This window comes from Geodermatophilus sp. SYSU D01186, from assembly GCF_054050215.1.
In genome coordinates this window covers 58,590-79,293 of record NZ_JBJGYW010000023.1, presented here as the reverse complement: position 1 = coordinate 79,293, position 20,704 = coordinate 58,590, and the positions used below count along the sequence as shown (strand labels likewise).

Here is a 20,704-nt window from a genome sequence, read left to right as displayed (position 1 = left end):
AGGGTCGGCTGATCTCCCCGCGCACCACCTCCAGGAGGACCCCGTGCCCCGACCCGGCCGTCGTCCGGTCCTGTTCCTCGCCGTCCCCGCCCTGGCCCTCGGACTGACCGCGTGCAGCTCGGCCATCGAGCAGGGGGAGCTGGAGAACCAGGTGGCCAGCGCGATCGAGGCCGAGTTCGGCGTCGCCCCCGACGTCTCCTGCCCCGGTGACCTGGAGGCGGAGGTGGACGCGTCCACCCAGTGCACCGCCACCGACCCGGAGACCGAGGAGGAGATCGAGCTCAAGATCACCGTCACCTCCGTCGAGGACGGCACCGCGCAGTTCGACATCGAGACCGTCGAGTGAGCCGCTGACGTCGCCGGGCACCCGCGCCGCGGGCAGGATGCCCGCGTGGAGACCGCGGACCTGCTCGTGCACGACGCGGAGCTGCTGGCCACCGTCGACGACGCCGGCCGGGAGATCGCCGGCGGCTGGGTGGCGGTCACCGGCGGCGTGGTCAGCGCGGTCGGCGGGCCGGCGGACCCGCGACCGGACGCCGTCCGCCGGATCGACGCCCGCGGCTGCCTGGTCACCCCGGGCCTGGTCAACACCCACCACCACCTGTACCAGAACCTGACCCGCGCCTTCGCGCCCGCGCTGGCCGGTGGCCTGTTCGAGTGGCTGGTCACCCTGTACCCGCTGTGGGCCCGGCTGGACGAGGAGGCCGCGCACGTCAGCGCCTTCGTGGGGCTGACCGAGCTGGCGCTGTCGGGGTGCACCACCTCCGGCGACCACCTGTACGTGCACCCCCGTGGCGCCGGCGACCTCGTCTCCGCGGAGGTGGCCGCCGCCCGCGAGCTCGGCGTGCGCTTCACCGCCACCCGCGGCTCGATGTCGCTGTCGGTGGAGGACGGCGGGCTGCCGCCGGCGTCGGTCGTCCAGGACGACGACGAGATCCTGGCCGACTCCGCCCGGCTCGTGGCGGCCCACCACGACCCCTCGCCGCACGCCATGACCCGGGTCGCACTGGCCCCGTGCTCGCCGTTCAGCGTGTCGACGTCGCTCATGACCCGCACCGCCGAGCTGGCCGAGGCGCTGGACGTGCGGCTGCACACGCACCTGGCCGAGACCCGCGACGAGGACGCGTTCTGCCTGGCCACCTTCGGCCGCCGCCCGGTGGAGTACCTGGCCGACGTCGGCTGGCTGACCGACCGGGCGTGGCTGGCGCACGTGGTGTGGCCCTCGGCGGCCGACGTGGTCCGGCTGGGGGCGGCTCGGGTGGGGGCGGCGCACTGCCCGTCGTCCAACATGGTGCTGGGCAGCGGCCTGGCGCCGGTCGCCGAGCTGCGGGCCGCCGGCGTGCCGGTCGGGCTGGGCGTCGACGGCTCCGCCTCGGCCGACTCCGCCTCCCTCTGGCTGGAGGCCCGGACGGCGATGCTGCAGGGCAAGCTGCGCAACGGTGCCGGGGCGATGTCGGCCCGAGACGCGCTGGTCATGGCCACCCGCGGCGGCGCGGCGTGCCTCGGCCGCAGCGGGGAGATCGGCGAGCTGTCGGTCGGGGCGTGCGGCGACCTGGCGGTGTGGCCGCTGGACGGCGTCCGGTTCGCCGGCGCGCTGTCGGACCCCGTGGAGGCCTGGCTGCGCTGCGGGCCGGTGTCGGCGCGGCACACCGTCGTCGCGGGGCGGTCGGTGGTCGCCGACGGCGTGCCGGTGCACCCGGCGCTGGAGGAGCGGCTCGCCGTCCACCGCCGGGTGTCGGCCGCGATGCAGGCCGGTTAGCGCCTCAGAGGAGGGCGGCCGCGAGGGCCTCCAGGTCGTCGGCGGTGGCGTCCAGGTGCGGGGAGATCCGCAGCACCGGGCCGGTCATCTCCCCCGGGGCGCGCTCCGGGCCGATCGCGGTGGTCACGATCCCGTGCTCGGTGAGCAGCCGCGCCCGCGTGGTGACGACGTCGACGCCGTCCGGCGGCCGCAGCGTGGTGGTGGCGGTCGGCTCCTCCAGCGGCTCCACCACCCGCCAGCCGGCCACTCCCTCCAGCACCTCCCGGCTGGTCCGGCCCAGCGCCGACAGCCGGGCCCGCACCCGCTCGGGGCCGGCCGCCAGGTGCTCGCCGACGGCCAGCACCAGTCCGACCCGGCCCGCGACGTGCGCCTCCCCGGACTCGAAGGCCCGCAACGGCGGGACGTCGGCCGGCTCGACCAGCACCGGGGTGAGTTGCGCGGTGACCGCCGGCCGCACGCACAGGACGCCGACCCCCCGCGGCCCGGCCAGCCACTTGCGGGACGTCGAGTAGACGACGTCGGCGCCCACGTCGGTGTCGACGTGCCCGAGGGACTGGGCGGCGTCGAGCACCAGCGGCACACCGGCCTCCCGGCACAGCGCGGCGATCTCCCGGGCGGGCTGGACGATCCCGCGGTGGCTGCCGATGTGGGTCAGGTGCACGAACCGCGGCGGCGCGGTGGCCAGCAGGCGGGCCACGCCGTCGAGGTCGGCCCGGCCGAGGTCGTCGACCGGCAGCGGCTCGGGGGTCAGCCCGGCCGCGCGCAGCTGGGCGGCGTTGGGCGCGTACTCGCCGGGCAGGCAGGCGACCCGCGTGCCCACCGGCAACCGCCACCCGGACAGGAGCGTGAGGAGCGCCGCCTGCGCCGACTCCACGAAGGCGACGTCGGCGGCGGCCATGCCGACCAGCCCGCCGATCACCGACCGGCCCTGCTGGAGCAGGTCCTCGGCGGTCGCCTCGGCCACGTACCCGCCCAGCTCGGCCTCGTGCCGGGCGTGGTGCGCGACGGCCTCCAGCACCCGGTGGCTCTGCCGGCTGCACGCGGCGGAGTCCAGGTGCCGGCCGGCGGGACGGGGGCGGGCGGAGCGCCAGGCGGCGCCGAGGTCCTCGTGGACGAGGTCGGGGTGGAGCAGGGTCACCGCTCCACGCTAGGCGCGCGCCGCGCCGGGCCCGTCGCCGGGCGGCGGTCAGGTCTCGAGCAGGCCCCGGGCCACCGAGTCGCCGGAGTGCGTGGGGTCGCCGTCCAGCGGCTCGACGGAGACGTCGACCACGGGGTACTGGCCCAGGTCGATGCCGGAGGGCAGCGGCAGCGCCACCTGGGCCCCGCCCTGGACGACGCCGACGGACACCATGTCCTGCACGGCCTCGTCGATCAGCCAGACCTCGTAGAAGTCGTCGCGCAGCCCCGGTGCGGCGAGGTCCACCTCGAGCACCAGGGTGCCGTCGTCCCGCTCGACGACCCGTGCCTGGCCCGAGGCGTCGCTGCCCTCGAGGGGGTCGAGCGCGGTCGCGGCCACCGCGGCGCCGTCGTCGTCCCGGCTGCCGAGGGCCACCGCGCCCGCGCCGATGCCGGCACCGACGACGAGGGCCGCGGCGGCGGCCAGCAACAACCGCGAGCGACGCGGCCGCAGTGGGGTGACCGGCGCCGGGGTCGGGGCCGGCGGGGTGTCGGCCGTCCCGGCTCCGGCGACGACCTCGGGCCGGGGGCGGACGCCCACGCCGGTGGCGTCCGCGATCGCCGCCCAGACCGCCGGGGGCGGCGGCACCGGGCCGCGGGGTGCGGCCAGCGCGGGGACGGCGAGGGCGTCGACCCCCCGCTGCAGGGACGCCACCTCGGCCCGGCAGCGCGCGCAGCCCTCGAGGTGGGCGGCGTCGGCGGCCGGCAGCGGTTCGCGCAGCGCGGCCAGGGCGAGCTGGTCAGGCGTGCAGTGCGGCACCGTCCACCTCCAACCGGGTCCGCAGGCGCTCGAGCGTGCGCCGGATGTGGCTCTTGACGGTGCCCAGGGGCAGCCCGGTGCGGGCGGCGATCTGGCTGTGGGTGAGGTCCTCGAAGAAGGCCATCTCGATGATGCCCCGCTGCGGCTGGCCCAGTTGGTCGAGCTCGCCGAGCAGCAGGACGCGGTCGGCGACGGTGGTGTCGACCGGCGGGTCGCCCGGTTGGGGCCCCGCCTGGGCCTGGGCGGCGGCCGCCTCCGCGGTGCGGCGCTGCCGGTCGCGGCGGGCCCAGGTGTCGGCGATCTTGTGCCGGCAGACGCCGACCAGCCAGGCCGGCAGGGGGGCCTGCTCCGGGCGGTAGCCGGCGCGGCCGGTCCAGGCGGAGACGAAGGTCTGCTGGGTGACGTCCTCGGCGTCCGGGCCGGGGCCGAACGCCCGGACCGCCATGCCGTGCACCTGCCCGGCGAAGCGCTCGTAGGCCCAGGCCAGGGCCTGCTCCTCGCCCGCCGCGAAGCGGCGGCCCACCTCGGCGTCGTCCGGCTCCAGGGCCGGGGACTCGGGGGGCACGTGCCCGACCCTAGGCCCTGGCGAGCCGCGCCGTTCCAGTGTCCCGGTCACCGGACGGGCTCCGCGACGACGACCACGTTGTCCCGGTAGCCGCGCAGCTCGGGGAGGAACGGGCCGCCACAGGTGATCAGCACCAGGCGGGCCGGCCCGTCGCGGGTGAACAACCGGTCCAGCGGCAGCGCCTGCTTCTGGACGGTCTCCCGCGACACGACCCGCCACCGCGTGACGGCCCCCGCCGCGTCGGTGACCAGGACGTCGGCGCCGACGGCGGTCGTCCGCAGCGGCGCGAGCACGCCCAGGCCCTGCTCGAGGTCGTCGACGTGGCCGGCGATCACGGCCGACCCGCCGGCTCCGGGTGCCGGCCCGAACCGGTACCAGCCCACGCGGTCGACGTCCCGGGGCAGGTGCATCCGGCCGTCGTCATCTACGCCCACCGCGTCCACTGGCGCCTCGATGCCCACGTCCGGGACGACCAGCGCCACCGGCGGCGGTGCGGCGGGGACCGCGGCCGGGGTGGCCGCCCTCGTCGTGACGGCGGGCGGGCCGCCGGATCGGGCCGGTGCCGGCGCCGTGCTGTTCGACGACGGCACCGGCGTGGTCGGAGCGGGGAGCGCCTGCTCCAGCGGTGCGCCCGCCGCCGCCGGCTCCCGGGTCACCAGCCAGGCGGACGGCGTACCGACCGCCAGGGCCAGACCGAGCAGCACGCCGGCGGCAGCGGGTCGCACCATCGGATCGCTCCCCGGTGCGGGTCAGGCCCGCGTGCCGGCCAGGCGGCGGGCAGCGAGACCGGCCGCGGCCAGGCCCGCCACCGACAGGGCGGCCAGCGGCGCGGGGAACGAGTCCTCGTCGGCCAGGCCGGCCGAACCACCGGGGACGCCGGAGGGAGCGGAGTGGGCGCCGGAGACCGTCTGGACGGCGAGCTGGTAACCGGCGGTCTGGGAGCCCCAGGCGTAGACGATCGTGGTCGCGCCCTCGGTCAGCGACAGGTCGGCCGGGCCGATCGCGACGGTGTCGGTGCCGGCCAGCACGACGTCGGCGCTCACGGTGCCGGCGGGCACGGTGAGGGTGGCCTCGTCGGGGTTGGCCAGCCCGGGGGCGACGACGGCGCCGCCGGCCCGGACGTCGACTGCCGGGGCCGCCGCGGTGTGCCGGACGACGACGCGCGCCTGCCCCGCCGGGACGGCCGAGGTGTCGTTCACGAACGGGGTGAGCGCCGGCGCGCCGTCGGCGGTCAGGTGCGCGACGACGGTGGCGTTCGCCCCCGCGGGGACGGCGACCCCGTCGGCCGACAGCAGCGGGGCGCCGGAGGCGTCGGGCGCGTCGGCCGGGTACAGGGCGAGGTCGTACTCACCGGCGGGGAGCTCCAGGGGATCGGTCAGCGTGCCCGGCTGGAAGTCGTCGATCAGCCGCTCGCCGTCGACGTAGACGTCGACCGGGGTGGCCGGCACGCCGTGCAGGACCGAGACGGTGGCGGTGTCGGCGCCCAGCGCCGGGGAGGCCCCGAGGACGAGCAGGGTGCCGGTGGTGCCGGCGGCGAGCACGAGGGCGGTGCGGGTCCGGGTCACGGTGCGGTCCTTCCGGAGTGCGGTGGGGTGCCTGTCACCGCTTCTTCCGGCGTGCTCCCGGAGCTGGATGCAGGTGGGGCGGCAGGCGTCCGCCGCGCCGGGAGCGGGACCCGGGCACCGACCGCCTGTGTCCGCGGAAGCTCGTGCTCTGCCCACCTCCGTGGGCAGAGCACGAGCATGCGGGGAAGGACGTGTGGGGTGCGCTGATCGTGCTCTGCCCAGTGGTGTGGGCAGAGCACGAGCGTCCGGGGAGGAAGGTGCCCGGGCGGCGGGCGGCGGGCGGGGACGGCCGGGCCAGGGCAGTGGCCGGCGCGGGGGCGGGATCGGCCTCAGGCAGGCACGGACAGGGAGAGGGCGAAGTCGCCGTCCGGATCGGTCCACCAGTGCGTGAGCGCCAGCCCGGCGGCGGCCAGCTCGGCCTCGACGCCGTCCCGGCGGAACTTGGCCGACACCTCGGTCCGCAGCTCCTCACCGGCGGCGAAGGGGACGTCGAGGTCGAGGGCGGCCACCCGCACCACCTGGTCGACCCGCGACCGCAGCCGCATCTCGATCCACTCCCGCTGCTCGTCCCACACCGCGACGTGCGCGAACGCGGCCGGGTCGAACGACGCGCCCAGCTCCCGGTTCAGCACCGCCAGCACGTTCCGGTTGAACTCCGCGGTGACCCCTGCCGCGTCGTCGTAGGCACGCAGCAGCCGCTGCCGGTCCTTCACCAGGTCGGTGCCGAGCAGGAACGAGTCGCCCGCCTGCAGGGTGCCGGCCAGCTCGGCGAGGAACGCCGCCCGCGGGCCCGGCTCGAGGTTGCCGATCGTGGAGCCGAGGAAGGCCACCAGGCGCCGTCCCGACCGCGGCAGCTCGCCCAGGTGCCGGGTGAAGTCGCCGACCACCGCGTCCACCTCCACCCCCGGGTACTCGGCGGTGACCGCCTCCGCCGCGCCCCGCAGCACCGACGGGTCGACGTCGACGGGGACGAACCGGCGCAGCGTGCCGGTCCGCTGCAGCGCGGTGAGCAGCAGGCGGGTCTTCTCCGACGTCCCGCTGCCGAGCTCCACGAGCACCTCCGCCTGCGACGCCGCGGCGACCTCCCCGGCGGAGGCGGTGAGGATGGCCCGTTCCGCGCGCGTCGGGTAGTACTCGGGCAGCCGGGTGATCTCGTCGAACAGCTCGCTGCCGCGTGCGTCGTAGAACCACCGCGGCGGCAGCGACCTCGGCGTCGCGGTCAGCCCGGCCAGCGCGTCGGCGCGCAACGCGGCCGCGGCGTCGCCGGGGGCGAGGTGGCTGGTCAGCGAGTTCGGCACGGGGCTCCTCGGGGCGTCAGTCGAGCGGGGTGAGCGTCAGGCCGTCGGGGGTGGCCTCGACCAGGCAGCGGTCCGGGACGTCGGTCCACGCCGGGTCGTCGTCCCACGGCTCGCTGGCCAGGGCGGTGCCCTCGGGGGTCACCAGTGTCGAGAGGGTGTCGCCCCAGGTCGTGGCCAGCAGCCGGGTGCCGTCGGCGGCCAGCAGGTTGAGCCGGGCGCCGGGGTCGGCGGCGGCGACCTCGCGGACGACGTCGGCGAGCGCATCCGGGCCGCGCGCGAACACGAGGGCCGCCAGCAGGGCGCTGTCGACGGTCGACTCGGCGTCCCGCACCGGCGGCAGCACCGCACGGTCGACGCGGCCGTTGTGCGACAGCAGCCACCGGCCGTCGGTGAACGGGGCGACCGCGCTCTCCTCCAGCGGCATGCCCGCCGTCGCCGAGCGGACGGCGGCCACCACGCACCCGGAGCTCAGCACCGGGGCCACGGAGGCGAACGACGGGTCCGCCCACAGCGGCCGCGACGACCGCCAGCGCGCCGGCGCCGCCCGGCCGGGGGGGAAGAAGCCGACCCCCCAGCCGTCGGCGTTGACCGTGCCGTACCGCTGGCGGCGCGGCGCCCACGACTGCACGAGCAGGGACGACGGCGGGTCGAGCACCAGCGACGCGAGCGTCCGGGGCCGTCCCAGCCAGGCGAGGTGCCGGCACATCAGGCGTCCCAGGCCAGCCGGAACCCGCTGAACAGCTGCCGGCGGACCGGGTGGTCCCAGTTGCGGAAGCTCGGCCGCAGGATCGACGGCCCCACCGCCCACGACCCGCCCCGCAGCACCTTGTGGTCCCCGCCGAAGAACGGCGCGGAGTAGTCGGCGTAGAGCATCGGCCGGAAGCCCGGCCACGGCTCGAAGGCCGACGACGTCCACTCCCACACCTCTCCCATGAGCTGCTCGGCGCCGTACGCGGAGGCGCCGGCGGGGTACGCGCCGACCGGCGCCGGCCGCAGCGCCGCGCCGCCCAGGTTGGCCAGCGCCGCCGTCGGCTGCGCGGAACCCCACGGGAAGCGGCGGCGCCGGCCGGTCGACGGGTCCCAGACCGCCGCCTTCTCCCACTCGACCTCGGTGGGCAGCCGCGCCCCGGCCGGGACGACGCCCGTCCCGCCGGCCCACGCCGCGTACGCCTCGGCCTCGTGGAACGTGACGTGCTGGACCGGTTCGTCCGGTGGCACGGCCTCGACGACGCCGAAGCGGGTCCGGGTGCCGTCGGTGCCCCAGAACTGCGGCCGCTCCAGCCCGGCCTCGACCCGGTGCGCCCAGCCGCGGGCCGACCACCACCGCCGGTCGGCGTAGCCCCCGTCGGCGACGAAGGCGGCGTACTCGGCGTTGGTCACCGGTACCCGCCCGATGCGGAAGGCCGGCACGTGGACCCGGTGCGCCGGGCGCTCGTTGTCCAGGGAGAACGGCTCGTCGGCGGCGTCCACCCCGAGCACGAACTCCCCGCCGGACACGGGCACCGACGTGCCCGCCACCCCGGGGCGCCCGGGGGGCAGCGGGGTCCCGACACCCAGCAGGGGCGGACCGGGGCGCAGGTTCAGCGCCTGGAGCATCGTCTCGTCGTGCTGCTGCTCGTGGCTGACCACCATCGCGACGGCGAACGGGTCGTCGTCCGCGCCGCGGCGGTCCAGCCGGTCGAGCACGCGGCCGCGGACCTCCGCGCAGAACGCCCGGGCCTCCACCGGCGGCAGCAGCGGCAGCCGGGAGCGGACGGCGCGCGGCTGGGTGAACGCGTCGTAGAGCACCTCGACGTCGGGCGGCAGCAGCCCGGGGCAGGCGGCGTCGCCACCGCGGAGCAGCCAGAGGTCCTCCTGCTGGCCGATGTGCGCGAGGTCCCAGACCAGCGGACTGAGCAGTGGCGTGTGCTGGGCCAGCAGCTCGGGCTCGTCGTGGTCGGTGAGCCGCAGCGTGCGGTCGCGGGCGGTGGTCAGCTCGCGGGCGAGCAGCTCCCGCAGGTCGCTCATCGGGCCTCCGGTGCGGTCGGGACGGGAAGGGCCGGCGCGGTGGCGGCCAGCAGGGCGGCCGCGGGGCCACCGGCCCGGGCGGCGTCGAGCAGGGCGTGACCAGGGCTGCGCCCGCGGTCGACGAGATCGGCCAGCGCCTCCACCTCCGGCCGCAGCGGCGGCGGGACGGCGTCGCAGGCGGCGGCCAGGCAGGCGCGCGCGGCCGCGTGCAGCGCGGGGTCGGCCAGCCCGGCGGAGGCGGCGCGGTCCCACATGCCGGCCACGGGCGCGCTGGCCGCCGCGGCCCGCTCCGAGGCGGCGGGGGCGTCGGCGAGCGTCGTCGTCACCGCGGCGAGGGCGGGCCACCACGGCTCCGGAGCGGCGTCGAGGTAGCGGATCTCGAGGTAGCCGCGGGGGCGGACCGGCGGGAAGAGCGTGGTCAGGTGGTAGTCCAGGTCCGCCGGGGTGGGGCGCCGGCCGCCCAGCAGGGCCTCGCCGCGCACCCACGCGGCGAACGGCACCCGGGCCCGCATGGGCGCGGCGCCGCCGTGGACGGGGTCGCGGACCAGCATCACCGGGGCGGCCAGGGCGTACTCGGCCCACTCGCCGGCGGGGTCCGCGCCGCCCAGCAGGGGGCCGCACCGCGCCTGGTCGACGTCGCCCCACACCTGCTGCCGGGACGACGCCCAGCCGGTGACCCGCCCCGCGGCCAGGGGTGAGCAGGCCGAGACGGCGACCAGGACGGGGCCCAGCTGGTGCACCAGGGCGACCCGCTCGCTCCACCCGCTCCCCGGCCCGGCCTCCAGGTTGACCTGCAGGGACGCCGTCCCGGACATCATCGCCGTGCCCGCCTCGGCGCAGCCCACGGCGGCGAAGTGGGCCTCCATCGCGGCGTAGCGGGCGGCCGGGTTGACCCGCCGCGGCGGCCGGAGCGGATCGGCGCCCACCGGGGCCAGGCCCAGGCGCTCGGCGGCCAGGGCGGTGGTCAGCACGTCGCGGTCGGCGCGCAGGGCGCGCACCGCCGCGGCCACGTCCGGCAGGGGCGGCCCCGACAGCTCCACCTGGCCGCCGGGCTCGACGGTGACCCGGCTGCCCCCGGGCAGGACCGGCACGGCGTCGACGGCTCCGCGGACGCGGGACCACGGCACCCGCGACGCCGGGGCGGCGAGGTCGACCAGGTGCGCCTCGAGCTCCAGTCCGACGGTGCCCACGCGGCCGGGCCGCAGCGCACCGTCGGCGACCTGCGCCCACGCGGTGTCCAGGTCCAGGACTGCCGCGCGCTCCTCGATGACGGGGGCCACGGGCCCCACCCCCTCCAGGTCCGGACCGGTCGGGATCGACCGCGGGTCGGTGCGGGGGCGGCCCCTCGGCCGTCCTCAGGGCCCATCGTGCACCCGCCCGCCGACAAGACGGGCCGAGCGGGACCTCCGGGAGGTGTTCGCGCGAGGATGGGCCGGTGGATGCCGACCGGGACCGCGACCGGGAGGGCCGGGCCCGCAACGCCCGCCCGCGCGACGCCCTCGGCCGGCCCCTGCCCTACGGCGCCGCGGGCGTGGAGCGGGCGCCGGAGGGGGTGGTGCGCCCGCCGGCCGAGTCCCTCGTCGAGGCGCAGCGGCTGCTCGACGCCGGCCGTCCCTTCCACGCCCACGAGGTGCTCGAGGACGCCTGGAAGTCCGCGCCGGAGGAGGAACGCCGGCTGTGGCGCGGGCTCGCGCAGCTCGCCGTCGGCCTGACCCACGCCGCGCGCGGCAACGCCACCGGGGCCGCGACGCTGCTCGAGCGTGGGGCGGGCAACGTCGAGGGCTCCGCCGCGGACCCGCCGTACGGGATCGACGCCGTGGGGCTGGTGGCGTGGGCCCGGGCGCTGGCGGCCGACGCGGCCGCCGGCCGGCCTCTGCGGACCGCGGCCCCCCGGCTGCAGGCGGCGGGGGAGCCCCCGACCGGGCCCTAGCCCACCCGTTGTGGTGCAGGGCACACTGCGGGCATGACCGCCTCCACCCCCGCACGCACCCGGGAGGTCTGGGCGGCCGGGGACTACCAGAAGGTCGGGGTCCGGCTGGTGCCGGCCAGCGAGCACCTGGTCGCCGACCTCGCCGTCCGGCCGGGGGACCGGCTGCTGGACGTCGCCGGAGGCACCGGCAACACGGCGCTGGCCGCCGCCCGCCGCGACGCCGAGGTCGTCTGCAGCGACATCGTCCCCGAGCTGCTCGACTACGCCGTCCGCCGGGCCGAGGTCGAGGGGCTGACCTTCGCCACGGAGGCCGCCGACGCCTGCGACCTGCCCTTCCCCGACGCGTCGTTCGACGTCGTCGTCTCCACGTTCGGCGTCGTGTTCGCCGCCGACCCGGCGCGGGCCGCGCGGGAGCTGCTGCGCGTGCTGCGGCCCGGCGGCCGGCTGGGGCTCACCGCCTGGCGGCCGGAGGCGCCCGGCGGCCGGTTGATCGCGCTGGTGGCCCGGCACGACCCCGAGGACGCCACCGGGAACCCGCTGCTGTGGGGCACCCCGGACGGCGTGGACGCGCTCTTCGGCCGCGGGGAGCTGCGCCAGGTCAAGCACGCCGAGCGCACCGTGGAGTTCACCGCGCCCTCGGTCGACGCGCAGTGGCAGCGCTACCGCGACTGGTTCGGCCCCGTGCACGTGGCGTGGCAGCGGCTGGACGACGCCGGCCGGGACGCCCTCGAGCGCGAGTTCGGGGACATGTGGGGCAGCTTCACCCGCGGTGGCGGGCCGGGGATCGTCGTGCCCAACACCTATCTGCAGGTCACCGGCGTGCGGGCCGGGTGAGGGGGAGCGATGAGGAGCTTCGAGGCGGCGGCCCGGATCGAGGCCTCCCCGGACCAGGTGTGGACGCTGCTGACCGACGTCGGCAGCTGGCGGGACTGGGACTCCGGCGTCGACCGGGTGGAGGGCCGGGTCGCGCTCGGGGAGCGGCTGACGCTCTACGCCACGATGATCCGCAGCCGCCCGTTCGTCGTCACCGTCACCGAGCTCCGGCCCCGTGAGGCCATGCGCTGGCGCGGCGGGCTGCCGTTCGGGCTGGCGGTCATCGAGCGCACGTACCGCCTCGACGAGCAGGAGGACGGCGGCACGGTGCTGACCGTGCGCGAGGACCACACCGGCCCGCTGGCCGCCGTGCTGGGCCGCACCACGCCGGATCTCAACCCCTCGTTCCGCCAGTTCTGCGACGGGCTCAAGGCCCGCGCCGAGGGGCGGGTGTCGCGGCCGCCGACCTGAGACGCCCGACGCCGGGCTCGAACTGGTGCTGGGACCCACACGACCGTTGTGACCGCAAGGCGGTCCGGCGCCGGACGGGGTGGGACCATGGTGCTCGCCATGAGCACCGACACCGCAGCCACGCCCAGCACCGACGACACCTCCCTCGGCGAGCCGGCGACGCCGCCCCGGGGGCCGGTGACCTCGGCCTCGTACTCGATCACCGTGCGGCTCACCGCCGACGGCGACCCGGCCTCCATCGGCCGGATCGCCACCGCGGTCGGCTCGGCCGGCGGCGCGGTCACCGCGATCGACGTCGTCGACTCCCGCTCCGACGGGCTCACCGTCGACGTGACCTGCTCGGCCGCTGACGCCGCGCACTCCGAGGAGATGGTGGACGCGCTGCGCGCCGTCCCCGGGGTGAAGGTCCGCAAGGTCAGCGACCGGACGTTCCTGCTGCACCTGGGCGGCAAGCTCGAGGTCGCCTCGAAGGTGCCGCTGAAGACCCGCGACGACCTGTCGATGGCCTACACCCCCGGCGTGGCCCGGGTCTGCCTGGCGCTGGCGGACAACCCCGACGACGTGCGCCGGCTGACGATCAAGGGCAACACCGTCGCCGTGGTCACCGACGGCTCCGCCGTCCTCGGGCTCGGCGACATCGGCCCGGGCGCCGCGATGCCGGTGATGGAGGGCAAGGCCGTCCTGTTCAAGCGGTTCGCCGACATCGACGCCTGGCCGATCTGCCTGGACACCCAGGACGTCGACGAGATCGTGCGAACCGTGGAGCTGCTGGCCCCCGGCTTCGGCGGCATCAACCTCGAGGACATCGCCGCCCCGCGCTGCTTCGAGATCGAGGCCCGGCTGCGCGAGAAGCTCGACATCCCGGTCTTCCACGACGACCAGCACGGGACGGCGATCGTCGCCCTGGCCGCGCTGCGCAACGCCCTGCGCGTCGTCGACAAGCGGCTCGAGGACGTGAAGATCGTCGTCGCCGGCGGCGGTGCGGCCGGCACGGCGATCGTGCACCTCATGCTCAAGGCCGGCGCCCGCCACGTGCTGGTCTGGGACCGCGAGGGCATCCTCGCCCCCGACGACGAGCGGCTGTCGCCGGCCAAGCTGGACCTGGCGCAGCGCACCAACCCCGACTGCGTGCGCGGCGAGCTGCCCGACGCGCTCGAGGGCGCCGACGTCTTCATCGGGGTCAGCGCCGGCAACGTGCTCGACGTCGACGACCTCGCCCGCATGGCCGACCGGGCCGTCGTCTTCCCGATGGCCAACCCGACGCCCGAGGTGGACCCGGTCCGCGCCCGGCAGCACGCGGCGATCGTCGCGTCCGGCCGCTCGGACCTGCCCAACCAGATCAACAACGTGCTGGCCTTCCCCGGCGTCTTCCGCGGGCTGCTGGACGCGCGGGCCCGGGAGATCAGCGACGGGATGCTGCTCGCCGCGGCCGAGGCGATCGCCGCGGTGGTCAAGGACGACCAGCTCAACGCCAACTACATCATCCCCAGCGTGTTCGACCCCGAGGTCACCCACGCGGTCGCCGCCGCGGTCGCCGACCAGGCGCGGCACGAGCCCGGCGCCACCGTCACGCTCAACGGGGACGACGAGGGCACCCACTGACGCCGTAGCCGGGCGGTCCTGCACCGGGACCGCCCGGATCGGGGGACGGCGACCGGGGGTCTGAGCGGGCATCATGGCCGGGTGCCCGAGTTGCCCGAGGTGGAGGCGCTGGTCGCGTTCCTCCGCGAGAACGCCGTCGGCCGGGTGGTGACGCGGGTCGACCTCGCCGCCGTCCAGGCGATCAAGACCTTCGACCCGCCGCTGTCCGCGCTCGGCGGCCTCGAGCTGACCGGTGTCAGCCGTCACGGCAAGTTCCTCGACCTCGACGTCTCCGGCCTGCACCTCGTCGTCCACCTGGCCAGGGCCGGCTGGCTGCACTGGCGGGCCGGGCTGCCCACCGCCCCGCCCAAGCCGGGCAAGGGCCCGCTCGCGGTGCGGGTGCACCTGGAGGGCGGGGACGGCTTCGACCTGACCGAGGCCGGCACCCGCAAGGGGCTGGCGGTGTACGTCGTCCGGACGCCGGCCGAGGTGCCCGGCATCGCCCGCCTCGGCCCCGACGCCCTCGAGGTCGACCGGGAGGCGTTCGCGGCGCTGCTGGCCGGCCGCTCCGGGCAGCTCAAGGGCGCCCTCACCGACCAGACGCTGGTGGCCGGCATCGGCAACGCCTACTCCGACGAGATCCTGCACGCCGCCCGCCTGTCGCCGTTCAAGATGGCCGACAAGCTCAGCGACGACGAGGTGGTCCGCCTCTACGACGCCATGCGGGCCACGCTGACCGACGCGCTGGAGCGCCAGGTCGGCCAGAGGGCGGCGACGCTGAAGGGCGAGAAGCGGTCCGGGCTGCAGGTGCACGCCCGCACCGGCCTGCCCTGCCCGATGTGCGGGGACACCGTCCGCGAGGTCAGCTTCGCCGACACCTCGCTGCAGTACTGCCCGACCTGCCAGACCGGGGGCAAGCCGCTGGCCGACCGGCGGCTGTCCAAGCTGCTGCGCTGAACGGGGCCGCTCCGTGCTCGTCACCGTCGACCTGTTCAGCGCGCTGATCGACTCCCGCGTGGGCGGGTCGGCGGCGCTCGCGCGGATCACCGGGACCGACGGCGGGCGGCTGTACGACGCCTGGGACGCCGCCAACAAGGCCTCGCAGCGCGACGAGCCCGCCTGGGTGCCGTTCGCCGAGCACAGCCGCCGGGCGCTGGCGGCCGCCTACGCGCAGCTGGGTCTCGCCCGCGACGCCGACGACGACTGCGCCGAGCTGCTGGCCTCGGTGGGCGACTGGCCGCTGTGGCCCGACGTCCCCGAGGGGCTGGCCGCGCTGGGCGGCGTCGCCCGGGTCGGCGTCCTGTCCAACGTGGACGACGCCGTCTTCGCCCGCACCCGGGTCGCCCCGCTGGTCGACGACGCCGCCGTCCTCACCTCCGAGCGGCTGGGCGCCTACAAGCCGGCCGCGGAGATCTACCGGCGGGCGCTGCAGCGGGCGGGAGGCCGGCTGACCCACGTGGCGACGTCGGCGCGGGACGTGCGCGGTGCGCTGGCCGCCGGCGTCGACGTCGTCCGGCTGCGCCGCCCGGGTCACGTGCTCGACCCCGACGGCGGGACGCCGCGCCGGGAGGCCGCCGACCTGCCCGAGGTGGCGCGGCTGCTGAGCTGAGGTGGCGTGCCACGGACGCGGGATCCGCGCCCATGGCACTCCGCTCAGGCCTGGCGCCGGGCCACCAGCCAGGACGCCGCCCGCGCCAGCACCGAGCTGCCCACGCCGGCGTCGCCGTCGTCCCCCCGCTCGTCGACGGCCGAGCCGACCGGCGTCCACCAGTCCTCCAGCGGCGGCGGCGCGAGGACGTCGACCCGCTCCCCGGGCCGCGGCACCGCCACCTGCACCCCCGAGCGACGGGCCGCTGCGCAGAGCCGCTGCACCGGCTCGGCCCAGCGGTGGAAGGCGAGGTTGAACGTCGCCCAGTGGACGGGCACGAGCAGTCCGCCCCCCAGGTCGCCGTGGGCGCGGACGGCCTCCTCCGGCGTCATGTGGATCAGCTGCCACGCGTCGTTGTACGCGCCGATCGGCAGCAGCGTGAGGTCGAAGGGGCCGAGCCGGGCGCCGACCCCGGCGAAGGCGGGGGTGTAGCCGGTGTCCCCGCCGAAGAACACCCGGTGCCGCGGGCCGGCGACCACCCACGAGGCCCACAGCGTGGTGTCACGGGTCAAGAACCGGCCGGAGAAGTGCCGCGCCTCGGTGCAGGTGAGCGTCAGGCCGGCGACCTCGGCCGCGTCGTCCCAGTCCAGCTCGACGATCCGCTCCTCCGGCACGCCCCAGCCGCGCAGGTGCGCGCCGATGCCCAGCGGCACGACGAAGGGCGCGGTCTGCGTGCGCAGCAGTTCCCGCACCGTCGGCAGGTCCAGGTGGTCGTAGTGGTCGTGCGAGACCAGCACCGCGTCCACCGGCGGCAGCTCCGCCAGCGGCCCCGGCGCCGGGTGCAGCCGGGTGGGGCCCAGCAGGGGGGACGGCGAGACCCGCTCGCCCCACACCGGGTCGACCAGCACCCGCCGCCCGTCGACCTCGACGAGCGCGCTGGAGTGGCCGAACCAGGTGACCGCCAGCTCCCCCGCCTCGGCCGGCAGCTCCGGCTGCACCAGCGGCACCGGCCGGGCGGGGAGGCCGGTGTGCCGCTCCTCGTGCATCTGCCGCAGCAGCCCGCGCCGGGCGTTGGCGGGCGGCAGCTGCGGGGTGGTGAGGCGGTTGTGGAAGCGGCCGCCGGCGAACTGCGGGGAGCCCGCGGCGTAGGCCCGCACCTCGCGGCGGCTGGCGCCGAGGGCGGTGGGCAGCCCCCACGCGGCGCGGGCGACCCAGACGGCGGGGCCGGCGAGGGTGGCGACGACGGCGAAGGCGGTGCGACGGGCAGAGGCGGACGGCACGACCGCCAGCATCCCAGCCGGAGTGGTGGGCCCGCCGCGACGGGAGCCCGTGCGTTCGGCGCCGCCCGCGCGATGCGCCCGGCGCCGCCCGCGCGATGCGCCCGGCGTCGCCCCCGCGGGGCGCCTGGCGTTGCCGGCCGCGGGGGTCCGGCCGACGATGGGCAGCGTGACGCCGTCGTCCACCGAGGAGCCGGAGGGTGGGGACCCGGCCTGCTGGCTGCGGCGGGTGTGCCCCGCCTGCGGCCGCCTGGCCGACGAGGACCCGCCCACACGGTGCCCCGCGTGCGGGGAGCTGCTGCCGGCGGAGTGAGCCGGCAGGCTCAGGCCACGCCGCGCAGCCCGGGGATGGCGTCGGCGAAGTCGGCCAGCGCCCGCCGCAGGGCCACCCCGAGCCGGTCGGAGCGCACGTGCAGCTCCTCGCGCAGGTCCAGGGGCAGACCGTGGTCGGGCAGCAGGGCCTGGACGGCGAGGTCCTCGGCGAGCACCTGCCGCTGGATGCCGACCTCGCGGGCGACGTCGTCCGGCCAGGGCAGCCGGGCGCCGGGACCCGCGGACAGCAGCATCCGGGTGTAGACGCGGGTCGAGTCGGCGTCCTCCGGCTGGAGCAGGCAGAGGACCGTCGTCACGGCCCCGGTCTCCGGGGAGTCCAGCCGCAGGCGCAGCTGGAACGGGGCCCGGAAGGTGTAGGTGGCCCGGCGCCGGACCGGCGGCCCGTCGATCCCGTCGGGGTGGTGCGGGGTCTCGTACGGCCGCTCCAGGGCGGCCCGGAACCCGCCGCGCTCGGGGGTGACCTCGAACGGCGGGACCTCCGCCTCGTCCGGCCGGCCGCCGATCCGGCTGTGCACGAACGGGGCGTGCGCGACGTCGAGGAACGTGTCGGCCAGCGGCCCGGCCGGCCCGGGCGAGCGCACGGGGGGCAGCCAGGTGCTCACGAAGCGCCGGTCGCCGTCCTCGGGCACCTCCAGCGGCACGTCCCGTGGCTGCGCCGGCGCCAGCCACACGACGCCGAGCCGTTCCCGCACCGCGAACGCCGGGGCGTCGGCCTGCAGCCCCTCCTCGGTGCGGCGGAGCAGCCAGGTCCGGCCGAGGAGCCGCACCTGCAGCCACCCGCCGGCGCGCAGCTCGCCGGACAGCGCCACCGGGTGCCACGCGTGCTCCAGCGCCGGCTCCAGGTTCCCGAACACCGGCCCGCTCGGCTCCGGCGGCGGCGGTGCCGGCTCGGTGACGGTGCCGGCGGAGGGCCGCGGCGGGACGGCGACCGCGGTGCGCTCGGGCGCCAGCCAGATCCAGCCGTGCCGCTCGTCGACGGCCCACGGCAGCGCCAGGTCGGCGCGCGGGGGCGGGGTGCCGTCGCCGCCGAGCGAGGGGATCGACGCGCACCGGCCCTCGCCGTCGAACCGCCACCCGTGGTACGGGCACTGCAGCCGGCCGTCGGTCACCGTGGCCGCGGCCAGCGGGACCAGCCGGTGCGGACAGCGGGCGGGGAAGGCGCTCACCTCACCGCCGGGCCGCAGGCGGACAACCACGTACGCCCGCCCACCGGCGCCCACCGGTACCGGCGTCGTCCCGACCTCGCCCGCCCGCGCCACCGGGAACCAGCCCGTCGACGTGCCTCCGGATGCAGCCATGCCCCATTGCAGCGTCCGCGCGTTCCCGTGCCGTTACGCCCGTCGGACGGTCGTGCGACACGGATCGGTCTCGACGGGGAGACTCCGCGGTGAGTGCTCTCTACAGTGACCTCGATCACGATTCTCGCTGGTCACCGGTCCCACAGGGGAGGACGCACCGTGACACCACCCGCAGAACGCAGGCTGCTCACACCGGAGGAGTACCGCGAGGCCCAGAACTCACCCGAGTTCGCCGAGCTGAAGCGGCGGTTCCGTCGGTTCGCGTTCCCGATGACCGTGGCCTTCCTGGCCTGGTACCTGCTCTACGTGCTGCTCTCGACCTACGCGCCGGGCTTCATGTCCACCCCGGTGTTCGGCAACGTCAACCTGGGGATCGTGCTGGGCCTCGCGCAGTTCGTGACGACCTTCGTCATCACGCACCTCTACGTCGCCCACGCCGACCGGCGCACCGACCCGATCGCCGACGAGATGCGGGAGCGGCTGGAGCACCACGACTACGCCCGCCACCGGGACGCGTCGGTGGGCGGGGAGGTCACCCGTGATCGTTGACGTGCTCGCCGCCGACAGCGGGACGATCGGCAACCCGGCGATCAACATCGCGATCTTCGGGGTCTTCGTCGCCATCACCCTGGTCATCACCTTCCGGGCCAGCCGCACCAACAAGAGCGCCGCGGACTACTACGCGGCCGGCCGCAACATCAGCGGCACCCAGAACGGGCTGGCCATCGCCGGCGACTACCTGTCGGCGGCCTCGTTCCTCGGCATCGCCGGCGCCATCGCCGTCTTCGGCTACGACGGGTTCCTCTACTCGATCGGCTTCCTCGTCGCCTGGCTGGTGGCGCTGCTGCTGGTCGCCGAGCTGATGCGCAACACCGCGCGCTTCACCATGGCCGACGTGCTCGCCTTCCGGATGCGGCAGGGGCCGGTGCGGACGGCGGCGGCGATCTCCACCCTCGCGGTGTCGCTGTTCTACCTGCTGGCCCAGATGTCCGGCGCGGGCGGGCTGGTGACCCTCCTGCTCGGCGTCACCGGCGAGGCGGCGCAGGCGCTGGTCGTCGTCCTGGTGGGCGCGCTGATGATCATCTACGTGCTCGTCGGCGGCATGCGCGGCACCACGTACGTGCAGATCATCAAGGCCTCGCTGCTCATCGCCGGCGCCCTGGTCATGACGCTGTGGGTGCTGGCGCAGTTCGGGTTCAACCTGTCCGCGCTGCTCGGGGCCTCGGTGGACAACGCCGTCGAGGGCCGCGACGTGCTGGCGCCCGGTGCGCAGTACGGCGCGACCGGGACCTCGAAGCTGGACTTCGTCTCCCTCGGCCTGGCCCTGGTGCTGGGGACGGCGGGCCTGCCGCACGTGCTCATGCGCTTCTACACCGTGCCGACGGCGAAGGACGCCCGCCGCTCGGTGGTCTGGGCGATCTGGCTGATCGGCATCTTCTACCTGTTCAGCCTGGTGATCGGCTACGGCGCGGGTGCGCTCGTCGGCCCGGAGCGGATCCTCGGCGCCCCGGGTGCGGTGAACTCCGCGGCCCCGCTCCTGGCCTTCGAGCTCGGTGGCACCGTGCTGCTGGGCATCATCGCCGGCGTCGCCTTCGCCACGATCCTCGCCGTCGTCGCCGGCCTGACGATCACCGCGTCGGCGTCCTTCGCGCACGACGTCTACGCGTCGGTGATCAAGAAGGGCAAGGTGCCGCCCAACGGCGAGGTGCGGGTCGCCCGCATCACCGCCGTCGTCATCGGCGCGATCGCCATCGGGCTGGGCATCCTGGCGCTGCAGGCCGGCCTGAACATCGCCTTCCTCGTGGCGCTGGCCTTCGCCGTCGCCGCCTCGGCGAACCTGCCGACCATCCTCTACACGCTGTTCTGGAAGCGCTTCACCACCCAGGGCGCGCTGTGGTCGATGTACGGCGGGCTGATCGCCTGCATCGTCCTGATCATCTTCTCGCCGGTGGTGTCGGGGGCGCCGATCGTCGAGGCGACCGGCAAGAGCACCTCGCTGATCCAGGGCGTCGACTTCTCCTGGTTCCCGCTCTCCAACCCGGGCATCGTCTCCATCCCGCTGTCGTTCTTCCTCGGCTGGCTGGGCACCGTCCTGTCCAAGGAGCGCCCGAACGAGGAGAAGTGGGCTGAGCTCGAGGTGCGGGCGCTCACCGGGATCGGCGCGGAGAAGGCCGTCCAGCACTGAAGGAGGACCCCGTGCCCCCCACCGCTCGCAGGCTCGCGGCGGGGCCCTGCACGGGGGCCTGAGCCGAGGCGCGCGTCCCCGGGTGGGGGCGCGCGCCT

At 76.6% G+C, this 20,704-nt stretch carries 22 protein-coding genes; 11 read left to right on the top strand and 11 right to left on the bottom strand.

All coding sequences use genetic code 11. From position 1 onward, the window contains the following. The first annotated feature begins 43 nt into the window (after window positions 1–43). Window positions 44–346, top strand: a complete 303-nt coding sequence (locus ACI784_RS17200) for a DUF4333 domain-containing protein (protein ID WP_457014262.1) — start codon at window positions 44–46, stop codon at window positions 344–346. Window positions 347–391: 45 nt separating this feature from the next. Continuing rightward, the gene (locus ACI784_RS17195) at window positions 392–1,759 is read left to right on the top strand and encodes an 8-oxoguanine deaminase (RefSeq protein WP_456925214.1); all 1,368 of its coding nucleotides are present in this window, start codon (window positions 392–394) and stop codon (window positions 1,757–1,759) included. 4 nt (window positions 1,760–1,763) lie between these two features. Here ACI784_RS17195 and egtE read toward each other — a convergent pair whose 3' ends face one another. From egtE to egtA, 9 genes are all read right to left on the bottom strand, one after another. Next, window positions 1,764–2,897, bottom strand: a complete 1,134-nt coding sequence (egtE, locus tag ACI784_RS17190; protein WP_457014261.1) for an ergothioneine biosynthesis PLP-dependent enzyme EgtE — start codon at window positions 2,895–2,897, stop codon at window positions 1,764–1,766. Between the two features lie 48 nt (window positions 2,898–2,945). After that, complete coding sequence (locus ACI784_RS17185) at window positions 2,946–3,695, bottom strand: anti-sigma factor (protein WP_456925216.1); 750 nt, start codon at window positions 3,693–3,695, stop codon at window positions 2,946–2,948. Further along, window positions 3,676–4,260, bottom strand: coding sequence for an RNA polymerase sigma factor (locus tag ACI784_RS17180; RefSeq protein ID WP_457014260.1), 585 nt, complete (start codon window positions 4,258–4,260; stop codon window positions 3,676–3,678). The genes ACI784_RS17185 and ACI784_RS17180 overlap by 20 nt, the downstream gene beginning before the upstream one ends. Window positions 4,261–4,307: 47 nt before the next feature. Next, on the bottom strand, window positions 4,308–4,988 hold the full coding sequence (locus ACI784_RS17175; RefSeq protein WP_457014259.1) for a class F sortase: 681 nt from the start codon (window positions 4,986–4,988) through the stop codon (window positions 4,308–4,310). A 21-nt stretch (window positions 4,989–5,009) separates the two neighbouring features. Beyond that, entirely contained in the window at window positions 5,010–5,825 is an 816-nt protein-coding gene (locus ACI784_RS17170; protein ID WP_457014258.1) for a DUF4397 domain-containing protein, read from the bottom strand. Between the two features lie 329 nt (window positions 5,826–6,154). Continuing rightward, window positions 6,155–7,123: an L-histidine N(alpha)-methyltransferase gene (egtD, locus tag ACI784_RS17165; RefSeq protein WP_457014257.1), complete on the bottom strand. Its 969-nt coding sequence runs from the start codon at window positions 7,121–7,123 to the stop codon at window positions 6,155–6,157. 16 nt (window positions 7,124–7,139) lie between these two features. Further along, entirely contained in the window at window positions 7,140–7,829 is a 690-nt protein-coding gene (egtC, locus tag ACI784_RS17160; protein WP_457014256.1) for an ergothioneine biosynthesis protein EgtC, read from the bottom strand. Continuing rightward, a complete protein-coding gene (egtB, locus tag ACI784_RS17155) occupies window positions 7,829–9,130 on the bottom strand; it encodes an ergothioneine biosynthesis protein EgtB (RefSeq protein ID WP_457014255.1) in 1,302 nt (433 codons plus the stop codon). The genes egtC and egtB overlap by 1 nt, the downstream gene beginning before the upstream one ends. After that, on the bottom strand, window positions 9,127–10,410 hold the full coding sequence (egtA, locus tag ACI784_RS17150; protein WP_457014254.1) for an ergothioneine biosynthesis glutamate--cysteine ligase EgtA: 1,284 nt from the start codon (window positions 10,408–10,410) through the stop codon (window positions 9,127–9,129). Before egtA ends, egtB begins: the two co-directional genes overlap by 4 nt. Window positions 10,411–10,565: 155 nt before the next feature. On the opposite strand from egtA, the gene ACI784_RS17145 reads away from it, so the two are divergent. The 6 genes from ACI784_RS17145 (at window position 10,566) to ACI784_RS17120 (ending at window position 15,534) form a co-directional block, all read left to right on the top strand. Further along, window positions 10,566–11,060: a DUF309 domain-containing protein gene (locus ACI784_RS17145; protein WP_456925225.1), complete on the top strand. Its 495-nt coding sequence runs from the start codon at window positions 10,566–10,568 to the stop codon at window positions 11,058–11,060. A gap of 33 nt (window positions 11,061–11,093) precedes the next feature. Next, window positions 11,094–11,894 carry a class I SAM-dependent methyltransferase gene (locus ACI784_RS17140; protein WP_456925226.1) on the top strand — a complete coding sequence of 267 codons (801 nt, stop codon included), beginning with the start codon at window positions 11,094–11,096 and terminating at the stop codon, window positions 11,892–11,894. 9 nt (window positions 11,895–11,903) lie between these two features. Next, window positions 11,904–12,344: an SRPBCC domain-containing protein gene (locus ACI784_RS17135; RefSeq protein ID WP_456925227.1), complete on the top strand. Its 441-nt coding sequence runs from the start codon at window positions 11,904–11,906 to the stop codon at window positions 12,342–12,344. A gap of 99 nt (window positions 12,345–12,443) precedes the next feature. Next, entirely contained in the window at window positions 12,444–13,946 is a 1,503-nt protein-coding gene (locus ACI784_RS17130; protein WP_456925228.1) for a malic enzyme-like NAD(P)-binding protein, read from the top strand. Between the two features lie 81 nt (window positions 13,947–14,027). After that, window positions 14,028–14,882 carry an Fpg/Nei family DNA glycosylase gene (locus ACI784_RS17125; protein WP_457014253.1) on the top strand — a complete coding sequence of 285 codons (855 nt, stop codon included), beginning with the start codon at window positions 14,028–14,030 and terminating at the stop codon, window positions 14,880–14,882. Between the two features lie 13 nt (window positions 14,883–14,895). After that, entirely contained in the window at window positions 14,896–15,534 is a 639-nt protein-coding gene (locus tag ACI784_RS17120; protein WP_457014252.1) for an HAD family hydrolase, read from the top strand. A gap of 44 nt (window positions 15,535–15,578) precedes the next feature. Here the strand turns inward: ACI784_RS17120 and ACI784_RS17115 are convergent, their stop codons facing one another. After that, window positions 15,579–16,793 carry an MBL fold metallo-hydrolase gene (locus tag ACI784_RS17115; protein ID WP_457014251.1) on the bottom strand — a complete coding sequence of 405 codons (1,215 nt, stop codon included), beginning with the start codon at window positions 16,791–16,793 and terminating at the stop codon, window positions 15,579–15,581. Between the two features lie 166 nt (window positions 16,794–16,959). On the opposite strand from ACI784_RS17115, the gene ACI784_RS17110 reads away from it, so the two are divergent. After that, complete coding sequence (locus ACI784_RS17110) at window positions 16,960–17,103, top strand: hypothetical protein (protein WP_456925232.1); 144 nt, start codon at window positions 16,960–16,962, stop codon at window positions 17,101–17,103. A gap of 10 nt (window positions 17,104–17,113) precedes the next feature. Here the strand turns inward: ACI784_RS17110 and ACI784_RS17105 are convergent, their stop codons facing one another. Beyond that, window positions 17,114–18,421, bottom strand: coding sequence for a Rieske 2Fe-2S domain-containing protein (locus tag ACI784_RS17105; protein WP_457014250.1), 1,308 nt, complete (start codon window positions 18,419–18,421; stop codon window positions 17,114–17,116). A 159-nt stretch (window positions 18,422–18,580) separates the two neighbouring features. Here ACI784_RS17105 and ACI784_RS17100 point away from each other — a divergent pair, with 159 nt between their 5' ends. Beyond that, entirely contained in the window at window positions 18,581–18,970 is a 390-nt protein-coding gene (locus ACI784_RS17100; protein ID WP_456925234.1) for a DUF485 domain-containing protein, read from the top strand. Further along, window positions 18,960–20,606, top strand: coding sequence for a solute symporter family protein (locus ACI784_RS17095; protein ID WP_456925235.1), 1,647 nt, complete (start codon window positions 18,960–18,962; stop codon window positions 20,604–20,606). Before ACI784_RS17100 ends, ACI784_RS17095 begins: the two co-directional genes overlap by 11 nt. Window positions 20,607–20,704: the final 98 nt, after the last annotated feature.

Coding starts and splice junctions, on each gene's coding strand:
- ACI784_RS17175 (WP_457014259.1), bottom strand. CDS start 4,988: ATGGTGCGACCCGCTGCCGCCGGCGTGCTGCTCGGTCTGGCCCTGGCG.
- egtC (WP_457014256.1), bottom strand. CDS start 7,829: ATGTGCCGGCACCTCGCCTGGCTGGGACGGCCCCGGACGCTCGCGTCG.
- egtB (WP_457014255.1), bottom strand. CDS start 9,130: ATGAGCGACCTGCGGGAGCTGCTCGCCCGCGAGCTGACCACCGCCCGC.
- ACI784_RS17140 (WP_456925226.1), top strand. CDS start 11,094: ATGACCGCCTCCACCCCCGCACGCACCCGGGAGGTCTGGGCGGCCGGG.
- ACI784_RS17135 (WP_456925227.1), top strand. CDS start 11,904: ATGAGGAGCTTCGAGGCGGCGGCCCGGATCGAGGCCTCCCCGGACCAG.
- ACI784_RS17130 (WP_456925228.1), top strand. CDS start 12,444: ATGAGCACCGACACCGCAGCCACGCCCAGCACCGACGACACCTCCCTC.
- ACI784_RS17105 (WP_457014250.1), bottom strand. CDS start 18,421: ATGGCTGCATCCGGAGGCACGTCGACGGGCTGGTTCCCGGTGGCGCGG.